Annotated in this window: 14 protein-coding genes and 1 pseudogene; 2 read left to right on the forward strand and 13 right to left on the reverse strand. The window is 55.1% G+C overall.

Annotated features, from left to right (window positions below; translation table 11 throughout):
• Positions 1 to 561: 561 nt before the first annotated feature.
• Positions 562 to 2,364 carry a hypothetical protein gene (locus CIW50_RS22625; RefSeq protein ID WP_149533427.1) on the reverse strand — a complete coding sequence of 601 codons (1,803 nt, stop codon included), beginning with the start codon at positions 2,362 to 2,364 and terminating at the stop codon, positions 562 to 564.
• A 439-nt stretch (positions 2,365 to 2,803) separates the two neighbouring features.
• On the opposite strand from CIW50_RS22625, the pseudogene CIW50_RS22630 reads away from it, so the two are divergent.
• Both CIW50_RS22630 and CIW50_RS22635 read left to right on the forward strand, forming a co-directional pair.
• Positions 2,804 to 2,947 (forward strand): annotated as a pseudogene (locus CIW50_RS22630) (transposase); the annotation flags it as partial.
• A 34-nt stretch (positions 2,948 to 2,981) separates the two neighbouring features.
• Positions 2,982 to 3,236: a hypothetical protein gene (locus tag CIW50_RS22635; protein ID WP_149533428.1), complete on the forward strand. Its 255-nt coding sequence runs from the start codon at positions 2,982 to 2,984 to the stop codon at positions 3,234 to 3,236.
• Positions 3,237 to 3,438: 202 nt separating this feature from the next.
• Here the strand turns inward: CIW50_RS22635 and CIW50_RS22640 are convergent, their stop codons facing one another.
• From CIW50_RS22640 to CIW50_RS22695, 12 genes are all read right to left on the reverse strand, one after another.
• A complete protein-coding gene (locus tag CIW50_RS22640; protein WP_149533429.1) occupies positions 3,439 to 4,503 on the reverse strand; it encodes an acyltransferase family protein in 1,065 nt (354 codons plus the stop codon).
• A gap of 233 nt (positions 4,504 to 4,736) precedes the next feature.
• Positions 4,737 to 5,372, reverse strand: a complete 636-nt coding sequence (locus CIW50_RS22645) for a hypothetical protein (protein WP_149533430.1) — start codon at positions 5,370 to 5,372, stop codon at positions 4,737 to 4,739.
• Between the two features lie 110 nt (positions 5,373 to 5,482).
• Positions 5,483 to 5,713, reverse strand: a complete 231-nt coding sequence (locus CIW50_RS22650; protein WP_149533431.1) for a hypothetical protein — start codon at positions 5,711 to 5,713, stop codon at positions 5,483 to 5,485.
• Positions 5,714 to 6,829: 1,116 nt separating this feature from the next.
• Positions 6,830 to 8,296, reverse strand: coding sequence for a hypothetical protein (locus CIW50_RS22655; RefSeq protein ID WP_149533432.1), 1,467 nt, complete (start codon positions 8,294 to 8,296; stop codon positions 6,830 to 6,832).
• A gap of 228 nt (positions 8,297 to 8,524) precedes the next feature.
• A complete protein-coding gene (locus tag CIW50_RS22660) occupies positions 8,525 to 9,079 on the reverse strand; it encodes a hypothetical protein (RefSeq protein WP_149533433.1) in 555 nt (184 codons plus the stop codon).
• Positions 9,007 to 10,107, reverse strand: coding sequence for a glycosyltransferase family protein (locus CIW50_RS22665; protein ID WP_172980431.1), 1,101 nt, complete (start codon positions 10,105 to 10,107; stop codon positions 9,007 to 9,009). The genes CIW50_RS22660 and CIW50_RS22665 overlap by 73 nt, the downstream gene beginning before the upstream one ends.
• Positions 10,108 to 10,300: 193 nt before the next feature.
• The gene (locus tag CIW50_RS22670) at positions 10,301 to 11,455 is read right to left on the reverse strand and encodes a DegT/DnrJ/EryC1/StrS family aminotransferase (protein ID WP_149533435.1); all 1,155 of its coding nucleotides are present in this window, start codon (positions 11,453 to 11,455) and stop codon (positions 10,301 to 10,303) included.
• Positions 11,452 to 12,714, reverse strand: a complete 1,263-nt coding sequence (locus CIW50_RS22675; protein WP_149533436.1) for a glycosyltransferase — start codon at positions 12,712 to 12,714, stop codon at positions 11,452 to 11,454. Before CIW50_RS22675 ends, CIW50_RS22670 begins: the two co-directional genes overlap by 4 nt.
• Positions 12,715 to 12,718: 4 nt before the next feature.
• The gene (locus CIW50_RS22680) at positions 12,719 to 13,756 is read right to left on the reverse strand and encodes a glycosyltransferase family 4 protein (protein WP_149533437.1); all 1,038 of its coding nucleotides are present in this window, start codon (positions 13,754 to 13,756) and stop codon (positions 12,719 to 12,721) included.
• A 1-nt stretch (position 13,757) separates the two neighbouring features.
• Positions 13,758 to 14,813, reverse strand: a complete 1,056-nt coding sequence (locus CIW50_RS22685; RefSeq protein ID WP_149533438.1) for a glycosyltransferase family 4 protein — start codon at positions 14,811 to 14,813, stop codon at positions 13,758 to 13,760.
• A gap of 16 nt (positions 14,814 to 14,829) precedes the next feature.
• A complete protein-coding gene (locus CIW50_RS22690) occupies positions 14,830 to 15,465 on the reverse strand; it encodes an acetyltransferase (protein WP_149533439.1) in 636 nt (211 codons plus the stop codon).
• Positions 15,462 to 16,634, reverse strand: coding sequence for a hypothetical protein (locus CIW50_RS22695; protein ID WP_149533440.1), 1,173 nt, complete (start codon positions 16,632 to 16,634; stop codon positions 15,462 to 15,464). Before CIW50_RS22695 ends, CIW50_RS22690 begins: the two co-directional genes overlap by 4 nt.
• Positions 16,635 to 16,904: the final 270 nt, after the last annotated feature.

Consider the following 16,904-nt stretch of genomic DNA (forward strand, 5'->3'; position numbering starts at 1 on the left):
AGGGCTCCGGGGGAGGCGGGAGGGACAAAGGGCGCGGCCCACTTTTCGCGCAAACCGGACGTCTTGTCATGTCCTGCGGCCACTGCCCGGCCGTTTCGGAAATAATGATGGCTGACTACATGAACCTATTCAGCGACCGAATGTCACACGGCGATCTAAACGCATGGCGAATTCCATCCGTTTGGCGAATTTGTTGTGTTCGCGTTCGGTTATGCACTGCCAATGCGGACAATGGCCGGCGTGCCGACGTGCTGCATGGAGAATTCAGCCGGCCGAACTGAGACCGTGCCGGTTCGCATGTGCACCGTCTTGGTTCGCCACCATCCGGCGCTATCTGCGGGGCGTTCGGCTGCCTCCCGCCGGTACAGGTGATATCAAGCCGCCGGGAGCCGACTTGCCATAGCTCGCCGCAAGCTGCGCCGAGGCCGGCATGATCATCGTATATTCTGCATCCGCATGATGACCCAGCGCGCCTCCTCCGATCGTGCAAGCGGTCGCAAAGGCCGCGATCGTGAGTGGCGGGCCGCTGACGCAGGAGCGTGCCGACGCGATTTTCGCGCCTTAGCGGTCGCCCGCCGAGCGGCAAGCTCTGAATGCAAAAAGGGCCCGAAATTGGTCTTCGTAGACCTTGCAAGCATTGGCACCGAGATTTTCAGAAAGACTCCGCCATTCAGCTTCTTCGAAAGGCCGCTTCTCCAGCAAGGCGCCATCAAACCCGATCGTACTCGCAGCAGCTACGAGTCCATGGTTTCTATTTTCCTCGATTGCTTTGGCGACGAGAAGGTAACTCCCTTGCTGGGATGTGCCGCCATAACTCCACCTAGTGGGGGAATGTTTCCTGTCAATAAGATAATAGTCCTGAAGTGAATAGATGTCGAATCCTCGCATCGGCGCAGATTCTGGCCACGGGACGTGCGGAAGTTGTAGGATGGTAGTAATCCCAGCCCGATCCTTCGCCGCTATGACCGCGCGGACACTCGGCAGATTTTCCGCCTGCATCGACATTATCACTTTCTGTCGCCACGCCAGCGATCCAATGCTGGGCAACATAGATAGGAATAAAAGCGAAAATGTCGCACCGCAGAGCAGCGCGTTACGGCGGCCCCCCCGTTGCACGAGCATTTCTATGCCAGCAAGCACGACAACGAGGGCAAAAAAGCTAAGGAAGGGAATGATCCTTCCAGTTGCGCGGATCGACGGATTAACAAAGAGGTTAAAGTAGTAAGCCAAACCTCCGTTCATAGAATAGAAGACGCCAAATATGATGCAGGCTGAAGACATAAAAACCAGAGCAGTCCATTTAGATCGGCCGCAACGTGAAGCACCGACCGAAGCGATGATAAGCGGCGAAGCAAAGATAATCATCGTTAGAAAGATGCCTGGCCAATCTTCCAGGGCTAGGATCGTGGAGACGTATGGCGCAAAACCTGTATATTCTTGGTGCGCCCATTGAAGCGACGGGATACTTTTGAAGAGGTGGGTCGCTTCCGCGAAGCTCAAACCGAACACTAGCTGCGAACCAGCAGCCCGTTTCACCGTAGGTGTAGAGCCTGAGAGCACATCAAGCAGCCCAGTGCCGAAGCCGGTAATTATGAGCACAGGCACAACTATTGCTGAGACTATGACAGCGATCAGCAACGGCCTGTATGTGAAATTAGACAACGAAGCGGTCGCCGCGGCAAAGGCCACAAAGAGTAATGAAAAGAAAGCGTAGTACAGGCCGGAAGTTGCGATCACGGCGAGCGACACGAGACCCCCCACGCTCTGGATGATGAGAAGAGGCTGGTGTGTGTATCGAACTCCGATGCGGAGAGCCAATGCCGCTCCCAACGGCACAGCGTAGTAGAGCGCCAAAAAATCATGAACGAGTGAGCGAAAGGCAAAATATGGAGAAACGACATAGACAACAGCCCCTATTGCGCTGAGCCAGGGCCGGAAACCGAGAGAACTCAGCGCGTAGGCGGATGATGCAAACATCGCGGAGGTGCCAATCAGATACATCAGGTAGTATGAGGTTGCGGCCTGATTGACGAAGAGTCCGAGTATGCGCAGAAAAGCGCGATAGCTGAAGTCAAACGAAGGGAAGAACGAGTTGTCTTGAACTCCAGGAAACCCGAGGTTCGGATTGATCCTGAAGCCAAAGCCATCAATATAGCTCTTTGCGTAATTCCACGTGAACAGACTATCGCCGCCGAACGAAAGCATTGAGAGCGGCCTTATTGAGCCGAACCCCAAAAGCAGAAGACAGACGAATAAGCCTGCAAGATAGATCCCGGGTTCAACGCAAGCCAAACGCAGATGGCCAGCTTTTTCGATAGTCGTGGAAGGGGAGGTTGAGTATGAAATATTGTGATCCAGCTGCATGATCGCATTATGAAGTTTGCGCGATGGCCACAGGGGGCCGGCGAGGAGCGCTCCAAAGATTCCTCATTGCGGTTGTAGGCTTGTAGAAATAGCGATAGATCGCTGCGAAAATAACAATCGCGGCGCCAAAATAGAAGGCAGAATACACTCGCAGCAAGAGGGGGCCCGTCGTCGACCGGATTGCATCAAGGATCGGGTCATGCCGGGAGAGGCCTACAAAATAGCTGTTCTGTTCCATATTGGCTTTTACCTCGCATGAGCGATCACCGTAAAGGTGTCTTGCTCCAAGCTTAACTTGCCAAACGCAGAGCTTCTATCTGTCCGGCTTCACTTGACTGTTGCTGTGCAGACGCAGTTATGGGGTGCGATGGAGATCTGACGTGCCCCTGCCGATTTCCTCCAGTTGAAGTTAGAGTCCGGCCTTCTGAAGGACGGACAGATGAAGCGGGCCAGATTTACGGAAGAGCAGATTATCGGCGTTTTGCGCGAGCATGAGGCGCGAGCGAAGGCCGCCGATCTGGCGCGCAAACACGGCGTCTCGGAAGCAACGTTGTATAATTGGAAGGCCAAATTCGGCGGCATAAGCCGCCCTTGAGACGAGCCGTTGGGAAGCCCTGATGAAGTCGGTGGAGGGGCCATACGCCTTAGCCGTGTTCGACGAGAAAAACCGCTACATCGCCGAATCCTCAGCCATCCAGTGCTTCCAGCGAACGTCACCGGTGCCAATCGAGGTTGAGGATGTGATGTGGGTGCCCGACTTCCGGATCGCGACCACGATTGCTCAGGCGGTGCTAGCGACGATCGCTCGGCATAGGGCTACAGGCGGGTGGCATGACGTGCCGGCGGCGTCGGTTGCCGGCAGCTCGGACTGACAACAGTGCGGCTGTATCTGGAAGCGGTGACGGTGCCACACGATCAGCTTGTGAAACGGTGGAGCGGGGGCACGTGATGCTGGCAGCGAATGTTTAAGCGGGCTTTCCTAGGCAGGGAGACCAGGCGGAAATGGCATTGGATGACGAGCAGCCATCTCACATCCACAACGGTCGCTGGCTGGGCGGAACCGGGCTAAGATATTCAGGCACCATTTGGAACTCTTCTGGAGGTAAAGCCAGGCCAACTTGTCAAAAGACGGCCGAGCCTGATCGCGGGCAATTCGACCCATCGCATCGAAGCGTAGGCGGCTGGCACCGTCAGTGACACAGTGAACACTGAAGCGAGAAGGCCTGCTTCTATGGGGCGCAACTTAAACCAAGTATCGTTTTGGAGGATCTGCCCGAGATAGACCAACGCAATATAATTATAGAGATAAAAGCTGTAACTAATGCGCCCGAGAAATTGAGAAATGGGAAGCATTAAAAACTCCCCGATAGCTCCTGAGCGGCCGTAGTAGATCGAAGTGACCAATAGCGCTATTGCTATGGTCTGAATGGTGCCCTTGAAGGCGATAGCAACCACCAGGGACGCAAGACAGCTCCATATGGGCAAACGACTACCAACCCAGTTCCCGGCGGGGGTCGGGATCAGCATACCAAAAACAAAATACCCCCAGAAGTCCTTGAACAGTACGGCTATTGGAAGCTCGGGGATTCTAAAAAATATCCAAATGGCAATTGCAGCTCCTAACAATCCGGCAACACCTGCACTTCGCCACCCAAAAAACGCGAGCAGTATAAACACGACCGCCACCATTTCGACATTCAACGTCCAGGTCACGCTGTTGATCGGAAATGCATACAGCACCGCATTGGTCGCAAGATCTGTTAGGTTTACTGCCTTTCCTGTAACCGCTGCTAGGACAGCTATGAAAAGCAGACAAACGATAAGCGCGGGGTAAATGCGAAATATCCGACGAATTGTGAACCGCGTAACTGTTTCGATGAAAGGAGCGGTTTTGCTAGCCATCAGGCTCTGAAAGAGCACTGCGCCGCTTATTACGAAGAACACGAAAACGGCTGTTTCACCGCTGAATATCTTCAGGATGATCTTTGTGGCCCAACTGTAGGCATCAGAAAGGTCGGAGTACTTCCCGTAGACAATTCTAGGGACTAGACTTTCGTCGATGCTCAGGATCGTGTGGAAGATCGCAACATTGAGCGCCGCGAAACCTCGGAGGCCGTCCAGAGCTTCGTTGCGTTGCATAAGGTTTTCCAAACTAGGCGTTATCCTGGCCTCATGTGCCGATGATCCTCGCTTTGAAGCGCTGACGAACTTCCTGTCGCACGCCAAGCCCGAAACATTGACCTTCCTGACCTACGCGCGGCCGAAGCCCGAGAGGGCGACCGATAGGGCTTGCCGAGGCGGCAACAATCCCGGTGTCATGCCATCCGGCAGGTCGTTAGAGAAAGAGAGGCCGCCTCAGTGGGTGGCCGCTTTTATTTTACACCTAGCTTACGCGACGTAAGATGGATCGCGTCAAATCCAATCCTTGGTTCGTTCAGGATAGCTATTGCCACTGGCTCGACGGTCACTTCCGGTGATCGGTTGGGTATTCCCGTCGTAGATCCGACCGCCTTGTCGCCGCGCATTGACGAGACGGAAGCCAGAATTAAAGAGGAGCTTTCGGCGAGTTCTCGCATCTCAGACTTCAGCTCGTCGACATGAAAATTGAGATAGCCGTCGAGGCGGTCGATCTCCTTGCTGATGAGGAGGTTGGTCTTTTCCAGCGACTTACGTTCATGCAGCAGTATGTCGAGCTTTTCCGAACAGATGTCGACTTTGTGCGCCAGACCATGCACGTCGGCGTGTAGCGCGTCCAATTTAGCTCCCACTAGGTAGCTATTGTGGACGCTTTGCGCCGCACTTTCCAATAAAGCCTTATTGGGGACATCCGGTAGCGCCGTCACTGCGCGGTTGAGACGTAGTTCGTAAATCAAGGCCCCGATCTGACTTTCAAGACGCGTGGCTCCAGAAAAACGCCGATATACGTGCATCGACGAGCCGAAGATATAACGCAAAAGCCGTACAGCAATTGCGCGAAATTTTCGCCGGTGACCCGCGAGAAGTCCCATCAGTTCCAAACTTCAACAGACTCAGATTGTGTCTCAAATCTGACAAAGTAGTGACTTTTTTTTATGCACGCTCGTCAATGTTGTCAATAGCACAAGGGGCTGCGGATCCGTCAATGAACTTTCAAATCCAGCCGTTCGTATTTCTCATGGTGACACCAGTGCGATGCGCTTACGTTCTCCTGCCGGACAGGCTTGCTGTTTTCGATGCTGATGAGAAAGGTCTGCTCTCCTATCGAGCCGCCTGCCATTCCGTTCACTGTTGCTCTGACGCAAGCTGTCCATCCCATTGAGGCCTGACGCGGTGTTGAAAAGCTGACGTTCGATGCGCTGGCTGAAGGCAAGAAGAATTCCCCCATCCTAGTTTGAAGCATGACTCGGAGGTCGGGTGGCTGTTCAGGGACCGGGGCAACTCGAGCTCGGGCTTTTAAGGCGTCTGGCGCCCATGTTGCTCCGGGATCGATGGAGCATCCAGCTAGCGAGAGTGACACCAATATCAAAGTCAGTTTACGCATCGTCGGTGGCTAACGGGAACCGATGGAGTCAGCAACCCTTTTCATCCTTCACCATCACCCGTGGACAGGCGCCAGCGTGCATGGCTCATGATCGCCTATAGTGCGCGCAGTCGCTTCGACCATGCATCCTGGGCAAATGCCGCATTGCTTTAAACGCCGTCATGGCGCTTTCGCGATCTGGCGCCTGTCCATCGGTTGGAAAACCCTGGGGCGGCAAGACGGTATCCAGCCCTCAAGCCCAGGATAGTCGCTGGCTAACCAGCTTTAGCAGCTTGTGGTCGGGAAGGTACTCGTCGGGGCTTGGGGTAGCTCGACATAGGGCGGCGGATGCGACCAACGTAAAAACCATGATCGTCGTGAAGGGCGCCCTACTTCACGTCCCTTTGCTTTCTGAGCGTGGCAGAGACACCCAGCCGCAGCTTTTCCCACTGGTTGCTTGAGAGAATGTGTGTCCGTCCGTCGCTGCGATAGATCGTGCAGTAGAACATTTTTGAGCCCCCCGAATCCGGCAAGGTGAGTCACGCGAATCCGGGGCACAACGAATCTGCGGTTGTCCCCCGACTCGCATAGCGTGTGGCCGCTAACGTGGACCTGAGGGAGCCGCAGCCGGGTTTATCGTTTCGGGAGCTTTCCGGACTTTTGCATCTGCAGCGCCTCAGCTTTCATGGCGTCAAAGCACCGCGTGGCTTCTCTCTCGACGGCGGCGTCGAGTGCGGCAGATTTCTCTTTCCGTATCTCGGTGATCGGAAGCGTTTGCGCGATGCCTTCGGGATAACACTCGCAATAATGTAGGACGATATCCGGCGGCGAACATTGGCGAACTGGTCGTGGACAAAATCTAGCAGCAAGCGGAAGTTCTGAATGACCCGGAGGCTATCGAGCTGATTCGATTATGGGGCATCCAAACCGGCGGTCGCGGCCAGATCAACCGGGTCATGGTCAAATTCACCGGCCTTTCGAGGCGCACTCAGACAAGATAATCGCTAATCTATCGGAATTCTGGATCAGGCACCGGCTGGCATAAGTTTTACCATCGATCTCACTGCCGAGAACAAACTTGGCGCTGCCCAGATTAGGCTGTGCTGAAAGAAACAATCCATGCTGAGCCGCCAAAGCTGAGGACGTAGGCCGAAGTAGAGCGTACCCAATGAGGTAGTTCGCGTGAGGGCTAATAGTCGAGTTCATCGAAACGGTAATGCCATCGAATGTCCTAGACACCTCTTGAGACAACAATTGTCTGACATCTCGATCATAGGAAGCCAAGCTACTGACTGCTTCACTGGGCCTTCCAGCAAAGACGAAAGCGATCGCCGCGGCCAAGAAAAGGGACGAACTCGCTGCCGTCGCGGCTGGTGAGAAACTGCGAGTGCGTCCCTTGGCGGGAAACTTAGTAAAAATCCATTGCACAACGAGGGTCGATAAAAGTAGGCATTCTAGCGTACCTAGGAGAAATCCGGACTTTTTGACTGCGTAAAGTGAGCCGAAACCGCCAACGTAGAATAGCGCGCATAGCAACAGACATGGCATCGATACCCCTATGCCGAGAGAGAGAATTGCATTCGCGCGTAACGAGGTTGGCTCTCTCATCTTGAGATAAAACGTCGGAAGCAGAACGATGGCGCCGATTACTATATAAAGCATGACGCCGTCGGATATAGTAATTCCGCCATCGTTGCTGGAAATCGCGGCCATATCAATCATGGCCGGATGAACTACTGCAACTGCACCGGCAAGTCCTGCTGTAACTAATGTCTCGAAAATACGCCGTTTTGTGTTTTCGCGTGGATCCACGAGAGGAGCACCGCGTAAGACAGACGCGGCCAACGCAAATTGGACTGCATTAAGGGGAAAGAACCAACTGATCAAATGCGAAATAATGGCGCACAGTACAAGCCACCAACCAAACGATAAACTGGACAGTTGATATGCAGCGTAGAAGCCGGCCATTAAGGCCGCTGTTCCAGCCAATTGCGCATAGAAAAAATTAGCTACAACTTCATTCCCGACGATAAATCGATACTTGCGGAATATGACCGCAAGAACGGTGAAGACAAGGAGTGTAGCGATTGTTTCTACAGGCGAGTCTCGCTTCATTAGATCGGCAGCGACCAGATAAATAAGCAAGAACGCGCCCGCTGCGACAAAAAACAAGCCCTTCAGTGTTGAGCCAACAAGGGCACCTGCCACGATCCCCAAAATATGTGCCGCTGGGGGGTAATGGGCAATCGCGCCGAGGAATGAAGATTTTGGCAGGGGCCAAGCACCGTATTGATTGATCTGCTCCGCAATCGCGTAGTGGATGCCTGCGTCCACGCCACCACTAAAATCGCGCGAGCCCAAGAATAGAATTCCAGCCCCAAATAACGCCAAAACAGCCAAGATGCTGAGCGTTCTAGGTTGAACTCGCGACATGAAAATACTCCTCAGTGCCCAGGGGAGCCTGCCTGGTCCTGCTTGTTGCACACTATAAGTCGATTGCCAGCGGAAGAACTTTGGCATGATCAGCCTGCGTTGGTGAATGAGGCTTGTGCCAAATGCGGTCCTATCGAATGCGGCCTCGGGGGCCAGTGAAGTGTGATGCAATTAAGGTCGCGCGGTGCGAGCCCTGCTGGCAAGCAGGCTGATGCAAGGCGTCCTCCTTCACTTTGCGTCGTCCGGTTTTTGCTTCTCCATCAGACGGCGCAGATCTTCTCGGATCACTTCGACATGATATTGCAGATATCCGTCGAGACGATCGGTTTCGCGGGAGATCAGCAGATCTGTCCGGTCGGTCGAATGGCGATGATGCAGAAGCACATCGAGCTTCTCGGAGATGGCGTACAGGACGTCCCAAGGGACTTGCTGAGCAGCGTCATAGGTCCGGGTCCGTGCTGCCAGTAGAACGCTCCCGCTTTTCGCCGGAAGTTCGGCCGGCCGGCCGAGTTGATCGGCGATATGTGAGGATTCGTGATCCAGAATGTTTGAAGAGTTTAAACTCATCTTCTCGTTCAGGAGATGGAAGTGAACGCCAATGACCTCGTTGTGACGCCGGATATTGTCGAGCCGGGCCTCGATCATGCTGATGCCCGTGAAGTCGCGATATGCCCGCCGCAGAGGCCGAAGAATATTCTTGATTAGGGCGGTTAACATGCCGAAGTCCTGCGTGCAGATGATCGCCTGGGTGGAAGATTCTCGGGTAGTAGAATATCTGCCCATTGCCGATGCGCGAGCTCCATCCGGAAAGCATCGATGATCCGTGTTTGCTCGGCTCTGATGCGGTTCGACAGAGCCCTATCCCCTGCCAGCAAGCGATTAGCCTTCGCCCGCATTTCAGTGATGTCGTCGCAGGCGCCTGCCAGCTTCTCTTCAGCCAGCACGTCACTCAGCGAACCGCGTAGGTAGAGCACCGGTGCTCCGACGATCATGGCTTCGATCGGCGAATAGTGAATGTGTCGGGCCTCGGTGGAGGGATAAACGAAAGCTGGCGCGTTTACGTAAAGGTTGACCAAGTCGTCATCGTTCAGGAATGGCAAGATCGCCGGATCATCAATCGGTGCGATCTGGCGGCCGAAGATTCGATGAGGAAGATCGCCGAAATTGCGTTTGATGCCTTCATAGACGGTTCGATAATATCCCTTCGCCTCAATGCCGGGACAAACGAACACCAAGTCTTTCCCGCCGCCTTGCCATGAAGCTTGGTGGAGAAAAAAGCTTGCCGGTAGCGGAACCGTCACTGTGTGGGGATTTGCAGCCAAGGTCGGCGGCTCGATGCTGGCGAGATTGGCGTATCCCTGAACGAACGTATAATTCGAGCCTCGTTTAGCCATCTCATCCGGCAGATCACCCAATCGGAGCCATTCCAGCAGCTCGATATAACGATCGGGGGAGGTTAAACCGAACGCGCGGGCGCAGACCAGTCCGTCGAAATGTCGAATCGCTTCTCGCAACGGCGATATGAACGCCGATATCGACGACACGATTACATCAAATTCCCGGTTGATGACTCCTCTGAGGGTGGGGCTCCACGCCCGATAATGCCGCAGCTCACCGTAAAAATCGTGAGCGTTCAAGACGTCGAGCGCCGCCGCAGATATTGTAAGACTTTGATCGTATTCATAGGTCACCACACCGCTACGGTAGCCCGGGTCGTTGGGAATGCTCTTTGGAATGAATACTTCATAGCCGAGGTCCCGGAAAATCGGCACCTCTGCCGGCAGCAGTGTCTTGTGATTTACAATCCACATCAGTCGCTTCGGCCGTTGAACTCGCATGATACATCCGGTGGAAGAAGGTCGTGGGCGTCTCGCCCGGTAGTGAAACGAATATCTGTTTCGTGACCTTACGTTGCCGTAGCGGTCGCACGGTTGCGGCAGAATGTCCTGGTGTTAGAGACCGAGCTTCTGCAATGCGGACACGCAAACCGGTCGGACCGTCCGGCTATGCAGCCCCGAATTTTTTGATGCCCCTGTGCAGCGTATCAACCACTCGCTCCACATCCTGGTCCGACAGGCCAGGATAACTTGGCAGGCTGATTCCGCGCGCGGCAACATCTTCCGCGATCGCGAAGGTTTCGCCAGTCAGAAACATCGGCATCTGATGAGCGCAGTAAAAGACGGGGCGGGTTTCGATACTATTGTCCTTCAGGAAGCTCATCACGCCGTCCCGGTCGGTGCCCCGCGGCAGCAGCAGGCTGACCAGCCAGTCAGAGCTCGCGGCGCCTTCACGGAGCTGCTGATACTCGGCGGCCATTCCAGCAGTCAGGCGGCGGTACAATGCTGCGATCTCGCGCTTGCGCGTCAGGATTGCATCCAGCCGCTCCATCTGTGCCAGCCCGATAGCCGCGCAGATATTGGTCATGCGGTAGTTGAAGCCGAGCTCCACGTGCCAGTAGCGGCGAGTGGGGGATTGCCCCTGACCTTTCACGAGCTTAAGGCGCGCAGCGAGTTCGTCATCGGCCGCGATGACCATGCCGCCCTCGCCAGTCGTGACGGTCTTGTTGCCGAAAAAGCTGAAGGTGCCGACATCGCCGAACCTGCCGACGTGCTGACCGTTGATCGACGATCCTAGCGCTTCGGCGCAGTCCTCGATCAGCTTCAGCTTGTGGCTAGAAGCCAGCGCCCCGAGCGCAGACATGTCGCACACAGCCCCGTAAAGATGTACTGGCATAATCGCCTTGGTCCGCGGTGTGATCTTGCGCGCGACGTCCTCGACATCGATCAGCCAGTCTTCCGGACGACAATCCACGAAAACTGGCTTTGCGCCGGTCTGCGCGATCGTGTTGACCGAAGCGATATAGGTGAATGCCGGAACGATGACCTCGTCGCCGGGGCCAATATCGAGACAGTGCAGGGCCAGATGCAGGGCGACGGTGCCATTTGATACTGTATGCGCGTGGGCCGCGCCGGTCGCCTGCCTGAATGAAGCTTCAAACCGATCGACGAATGATCCGATCGAAGAGATCCAGGTCGTGTCCAGGCATTCGTTGACGTATTTTTTCTCATTGCCGGACAGGTCTGGCCGATAGATCGGCAAAGCTGGCAGGGCCCGCAGGATGGACTGCTGCGGCACAATTTCAGAACTTGTTTTGATCATTGAAAGTTCTCTGCTTGGTCGAATAAATTTTTGATGTGAGTTTCGAGTCGTTCCACGACCGGATCGTCTGGTGCGACATCCAGCGCGGTTAGCGAGCGGCCGATCGTGCGCCCGGCTTCGATTCTCGGTGTGGCCTTGATCGCTGAGCCGATCAGCGGCAGGAGCTTCTCGACGTAGGTCTGCGCAGAGTAGGTGGTCTGCGCCCAGGTCTTCATTTTGTGGCCGCGCTGCTCGGCGGCGGCACGATTGCTCTCGATCGCCGATAAAACTGCGGCTAGGTCATCCAAGTCCTCGCCATAACTAACCTTCCAGACCAGATCGTCCGGCAGGTCGGCGTACGAACCGAAATTTGGGACGATGATCGGTCGGGCGCTAAACAGCGCGGTGATGAGGCTGGCAGATCCACCTTCGCTGACCGGATAGCGCAAACAGCAGACTACATTTGATGTAGACAGAAGTTCGAAAAGCTTTTCGTCGTTGACCCTGCCGTAAATCTGCGGCGTTCCTATGCCGAGTTCTTTTGCGAGCTCCTCATAATAGCTTCGCTGGACATCTTCGATAGGACCGACTAGGCGATAGATCGCGTTGGCTTTCCAACCCTCCGAAGATGCGATCGCTCTCATAACCCGTTCCGGTTGTTTGTTCGAATTGATCAGGCCAAACGTAGTAATCACGAAAGCACTGTCCTTACCTGGCTTTGGCACAGTCGCTCCAAGGTCAGGATAGCAAAGGGGCAGAACCGCGACTGGACCCGGGCAAGCCATCTGAAGCAGATCGACGTAGTGAGAACCGTGAGCAATACAGGCGCACGACAGCGTGGCAAAGAGCGCTAACTCCGAGGCGCGCAGATCGGTTTCCATTCCATCGCGCCCCTTCATGGGCAAACAGGACGCAAGGTCGTCAAGGTACAAGCCGCGCTGGACGGCTCCATGAACGAAGTTCCGCAGGTCTGAGTCGTGAATCACGCTAACTACCGGCGCTACGGCCATCAGCCGAAGCGCGCCAAGATGGAATTGCGTATAATCTCCAATATTCACGATGATTGCGTCATAGTCTTGAAGAAATTCAGCGGTGAACAGCACCGAGGCGGAATGCACCACAAGTGAGCTTTCCAACGCTTCGACAGCCCCGGACTCAGCGTCCTCGATCCGCAAAATCTCGACGCTGACGCCTTGCCGGACCAACTCGTTGCAGACCTCGCGGCTGTAGATCGCGATCGCGGAATGGATGTTGAAAGGTGTTGCCCACGCTAGTCGCATCGGTTCACGCCAGCAGTTTGGTAAGGGTCGATGACCAATCTATGCCGAGCGACAGCCACAGTCGGTGCCCGGCCTGTCCGAGGGCCGCCGCCTGGTTTGAACTGGAGAGGAATCGAGTCATCCCTTCGGCCAATGCCTCTGAATTCGGCGCCACCACGGCGCCGGTCTCGCGATCGCGGACGATCTGAAGCAATCCGCCGGAGTCAGTCGTTGTTAGGACCGGCTTCCCGGCTTGAAAGGCCTCCATTGTCACGTAGCCAACCGAATCTTCGTCGAACGGAAGATAGGCAATTGCGCGGGCCTTGTTAACATAATCCGCGAGTTCCTCCCTCGAGAGGAAACGAAGGTCGAGCGTCACGCGATCCTCCAGCCCCGCCTCTTCAACGCGACGGCGCAGATCTTCCGCGTCACTGGGGCCATCTGGAGGTCCCGCGATAACCAACCGGGCCGATAACGGCAAATGCTGCATCGCGTCAATCAGCATGAACTGGCGCTTGGTCGCGTTGATCCGGCCAGGCGCCAGTAAATAGCCATCGTCCGTCCCGCCGGTGAAGATTTCGGGATCGTTGAGCGGCGGCATAAGAACGTCGGAGTTGAACCCATTATAACGTTTGAGTCGCTCTGCGGTAGTCATCGAATTAGTGTAAATGTGCTTGGCCGTCCTAAACACTTGATTGTCTGCCTCGTGGATCAAGCGGCGGATCTCCTCTCCGCGAGGTGTGTTCGGGATATTGGCCTGGCCGGCGTCCCATAGGTCATAGGCCTGCCGGTACTGATGCAGCAGCCAGAAAACCTTGTTGTCATGCTGCGCGTAGTAGGCCGGAAATTTCAGAGAAATGACCCGGTCAGTATCGGCGATTCTGAACGACTGGCACATCAGGATCTGCTCGATCAGCAATTCCGCGGGGTCCCAGGAGAAGGGAATTCTCAAATTTTCAGCGTCGACGCCGATCGCTCGAAGTTTCTTCACGAGGTGATGCGCCAGCTCTTCCGCGCCGCCCCAAGTGAAGGGTGCCATATTATTGAGAACGATGACTTTCATGTCAGGTCGTCGAAGCCGGGGAGGCGGTCAACGCCCTCACAACCCGGTCCCAGTTAATGTCCAATTCATTCACGCGGACGTGGGCGCCGGCGCCGGTGCTGCGTGCAAAATTGCGATCTGTCCAGTACCGGTCGAACGTCTCTCCGAGTGCCCGTGGGTCGCACGGAACGATGGAGCCGGAATAGCCATCGACGACGAACTCACCGACGCCTCCCGCGTCCTGAACCGTGATCGTTGCCTTGTCGGAATGCGCGGCTTCTAGCGTCGGGTAGCCATAGCTGTCCTCGTCTATCGGCAGATAGATGTTGGCGAGGGTCCGCGCCAGCAACTGAACCTTCTCATCTTCGCTGATCCACCGGTTGTCCAGCGTGACGCGGTCCTGCAGGCTCGCGTCGCGAATGGTCTGCTTCAGTGATGTGATATAATGAGGATCGCTGGCTGTGCCGCAAATTCTCAGTCGCACCGGAGTCCTGGTATGTTTCATTGCTTCGAGAGCGAGGTGCTGTCGCTTGTGGTGTTCTATGCGGCAGATAAACAGCAACTCGTCACCGTAGCCCTCGTTATGAAAGCGCTCCGGTGAAGCAATTGGGGGATACAGGACCTCGCTGCTGATGCCGTTGAACTCCTGAAGCCGGTTGTTCACGATTTTGGAATTGCTGAACACGGCGCGGGCTTCCTGGAGCCCGCGCGTGTCCGCTTCGCGAATACTGTCGCGCAAGCTTCTCCAGCGCAGGGTGTCTGGATATGGTGAGTAGGCTGTTCCCCACAAATCGAAGAACACACGCAGGTGGTGAATGAACCAGACCACTTTGTTAGGATGCAAGACGAGATGCGCTGGAGGGCGAAAGGTAATCACGCGGTCGCAACTATCTTCGAGCCGGAGAAGGCGATAGTTGATCATTTGCGGTAGAATCTGGTCCGGCGTCTCGTCGAACGGCAGCCAGATAGTTTCTACCTGATGTCCGGCTTTTTTCAATTCCGGAGCCAGCCAATCGACGATGTTTCGGTAACCCCCGTTGGTGAACGGAACAACCGAAGAGACGAGAGCAATTTTCATTTTGTATTTTCGCTTCTTAAGGGCTGCCAGGGCGCGCCGGAACTCCCGTAGCCACCAAATCCGGTTCTATGGTTCCAATCACGACGGCTCCGGCCCCGATGGTTGCACGAGCCCCGATGCGTGACAGCGGGCGTGCCACGGCGCCGATGCCAAATAGAACTTCGTCTTCGATGACGACGTTTCCCCCCATTACCGAACGCGGTGCGACGTGGGTAGCTACACCGATGAAGCAATCATGTTCGATGATCGCCCCCGTATTCACGATAGCTAGCGCCGACACTCGGGCTTTGGTATGGATAACTGCGTTTGGCATGACGGAAATGCCTTCGCCCAATTCTGCGCTCGGTGAAATGACCGCGCTTGGATGAATTGCGTTAACGAGTTCAAAACCTAAATTCTTCAGTTGCGTACCCAAGCGCCGACGAAGCGAATTCTGTCCGATCGCCACATGGGCGCGGCGATAGCCCATTTCAAAAAGTCTTTCCATCAAGTCGTCGCCGCCAAACACGGCGACGCCCAGAATATCTCGATCGCTGGTGTGCGGGTCCAGTATGCCCGCAGGCTCGCAACCCATAGCGCGAAAAACTTCGATGATCACCTTGGAATGGCCGCCCCCACCCACGATCAAGACTCGATTGGCAAAGGTATTCACGGTTGACCAGCGTCGGGCAGCAGCCGCGTCAGAAATTGCGAAGATTTTTGGGCGAGAAAAATATTCATGGGGCGCTCATGATCGAAATCAGAACTATGAATTCGGCGGGCGATAAAATTCACATCATCGATCTTGCAGGCAATAAATCCAAATTCCCGAACGGTTTGAAGCCAAGTCTCAGCGGTGGCTCTCGATCGATCGATTATGCCCGAGGGAAGTTTGACGATGACCGCCATTTGCGGATTGTCGTATTGAACGGGACGTAGCGCGCGCAACACCTCAAGTTCGCCGCCATCCATCTCAATCTTGACCAGAGCGATCCTGTCTCCCGTCGAGAAGATTGAATCGAGCATCCGTCCCGCATTACCGTGCTTGTCGTCACTGGCGCCCGCACGGCCCGCTATACTGCCGCTGGCTAGGTCGCGAATATCGACGATATGGCCGACTCGGTTGATCGATGCCGCGACACGTATTGCTTTTGCCGAGTCAGAATTTGATTCGCAAATGATGACCGAACCGGAATCTCCCAATCGCCTTGCCGCAGCCATTTCCAATACTCCGGCGCCCGCGCCGATGCTCACAAAGCGGTCGCCGGGCTCAAGGAATTCCTGGATGACAGAGATAGTTCCTCGGTCGGGCGAGACCCCATCCACCAAAAAATCCTGCAGCGCGGGATTTGACCGATTGATAACGAGATAGCCGAATGGTGTCTGAACGCCAACGAGCCCGTCGCCAAGCGGCGTGATATTCGCGAAATAAGAGGCCTTGCCGACTGCGCCAGCAACCCTTGGCGGTTCCGCCGTGAGGCGGTGAAGAATTTGATCGCAGGTCTCCTGCAGGCTTTCGATTTCCCGCTGCATCGCTGCGACGTTGGTTTTAACGTCGAAAATGTTGGCTGCCAGGCCGGTTTTTTCGATTGCGCTACGAACGCGCAATTCGATGCGATGCATGATGGGAGTCAAAATGACGCGAAGGCGGCGGACGACGTACGATTTTATCCCGCCCGAGCCTGCTGATAGCAGCGACGCGCGCCGATCCTCACTTCGTCCCCGCCCGCCACTACCGTTGCGCTCGAGCAACGCAACCATCATCCCGCTCAAAATCGAGCTTCTGACAAACTTCGGCTTAGTCGGGGGAGATTTCTTTGACAAATCAAAATCCTGGATCATTTGTTATAAAATTTCGCATGATACTCAATCACCACCTGTGTTTTCGACTCGGATCGAGAGTTCAACCTCGGATTGTTGGAAGTCTAGCCAATATCCTCTCCTTCTAAAGCATCCTTCGCGGTCTCTTGTTACCATTTTTAATGTGGTACGATTTCGATGAAATTTTGCTCTAAGGTGATCGAATGGCTTTTGACCGCGGCGCGCTTTAATTCGCGTTCGAGAGGGCTTTGTATGATCAAAGCTGTCCGTTTGATACCCTCATTTCACAGA

The organism is Tardiphaga sp. P9-11 (genome assembly GCF_008329525.1).
Classification (GTDB): Bacteria; Pseudomonadota; Alphaproteobacteria; order Rhizobiales; family Xanthobacteraceae; genus Tardiphaga.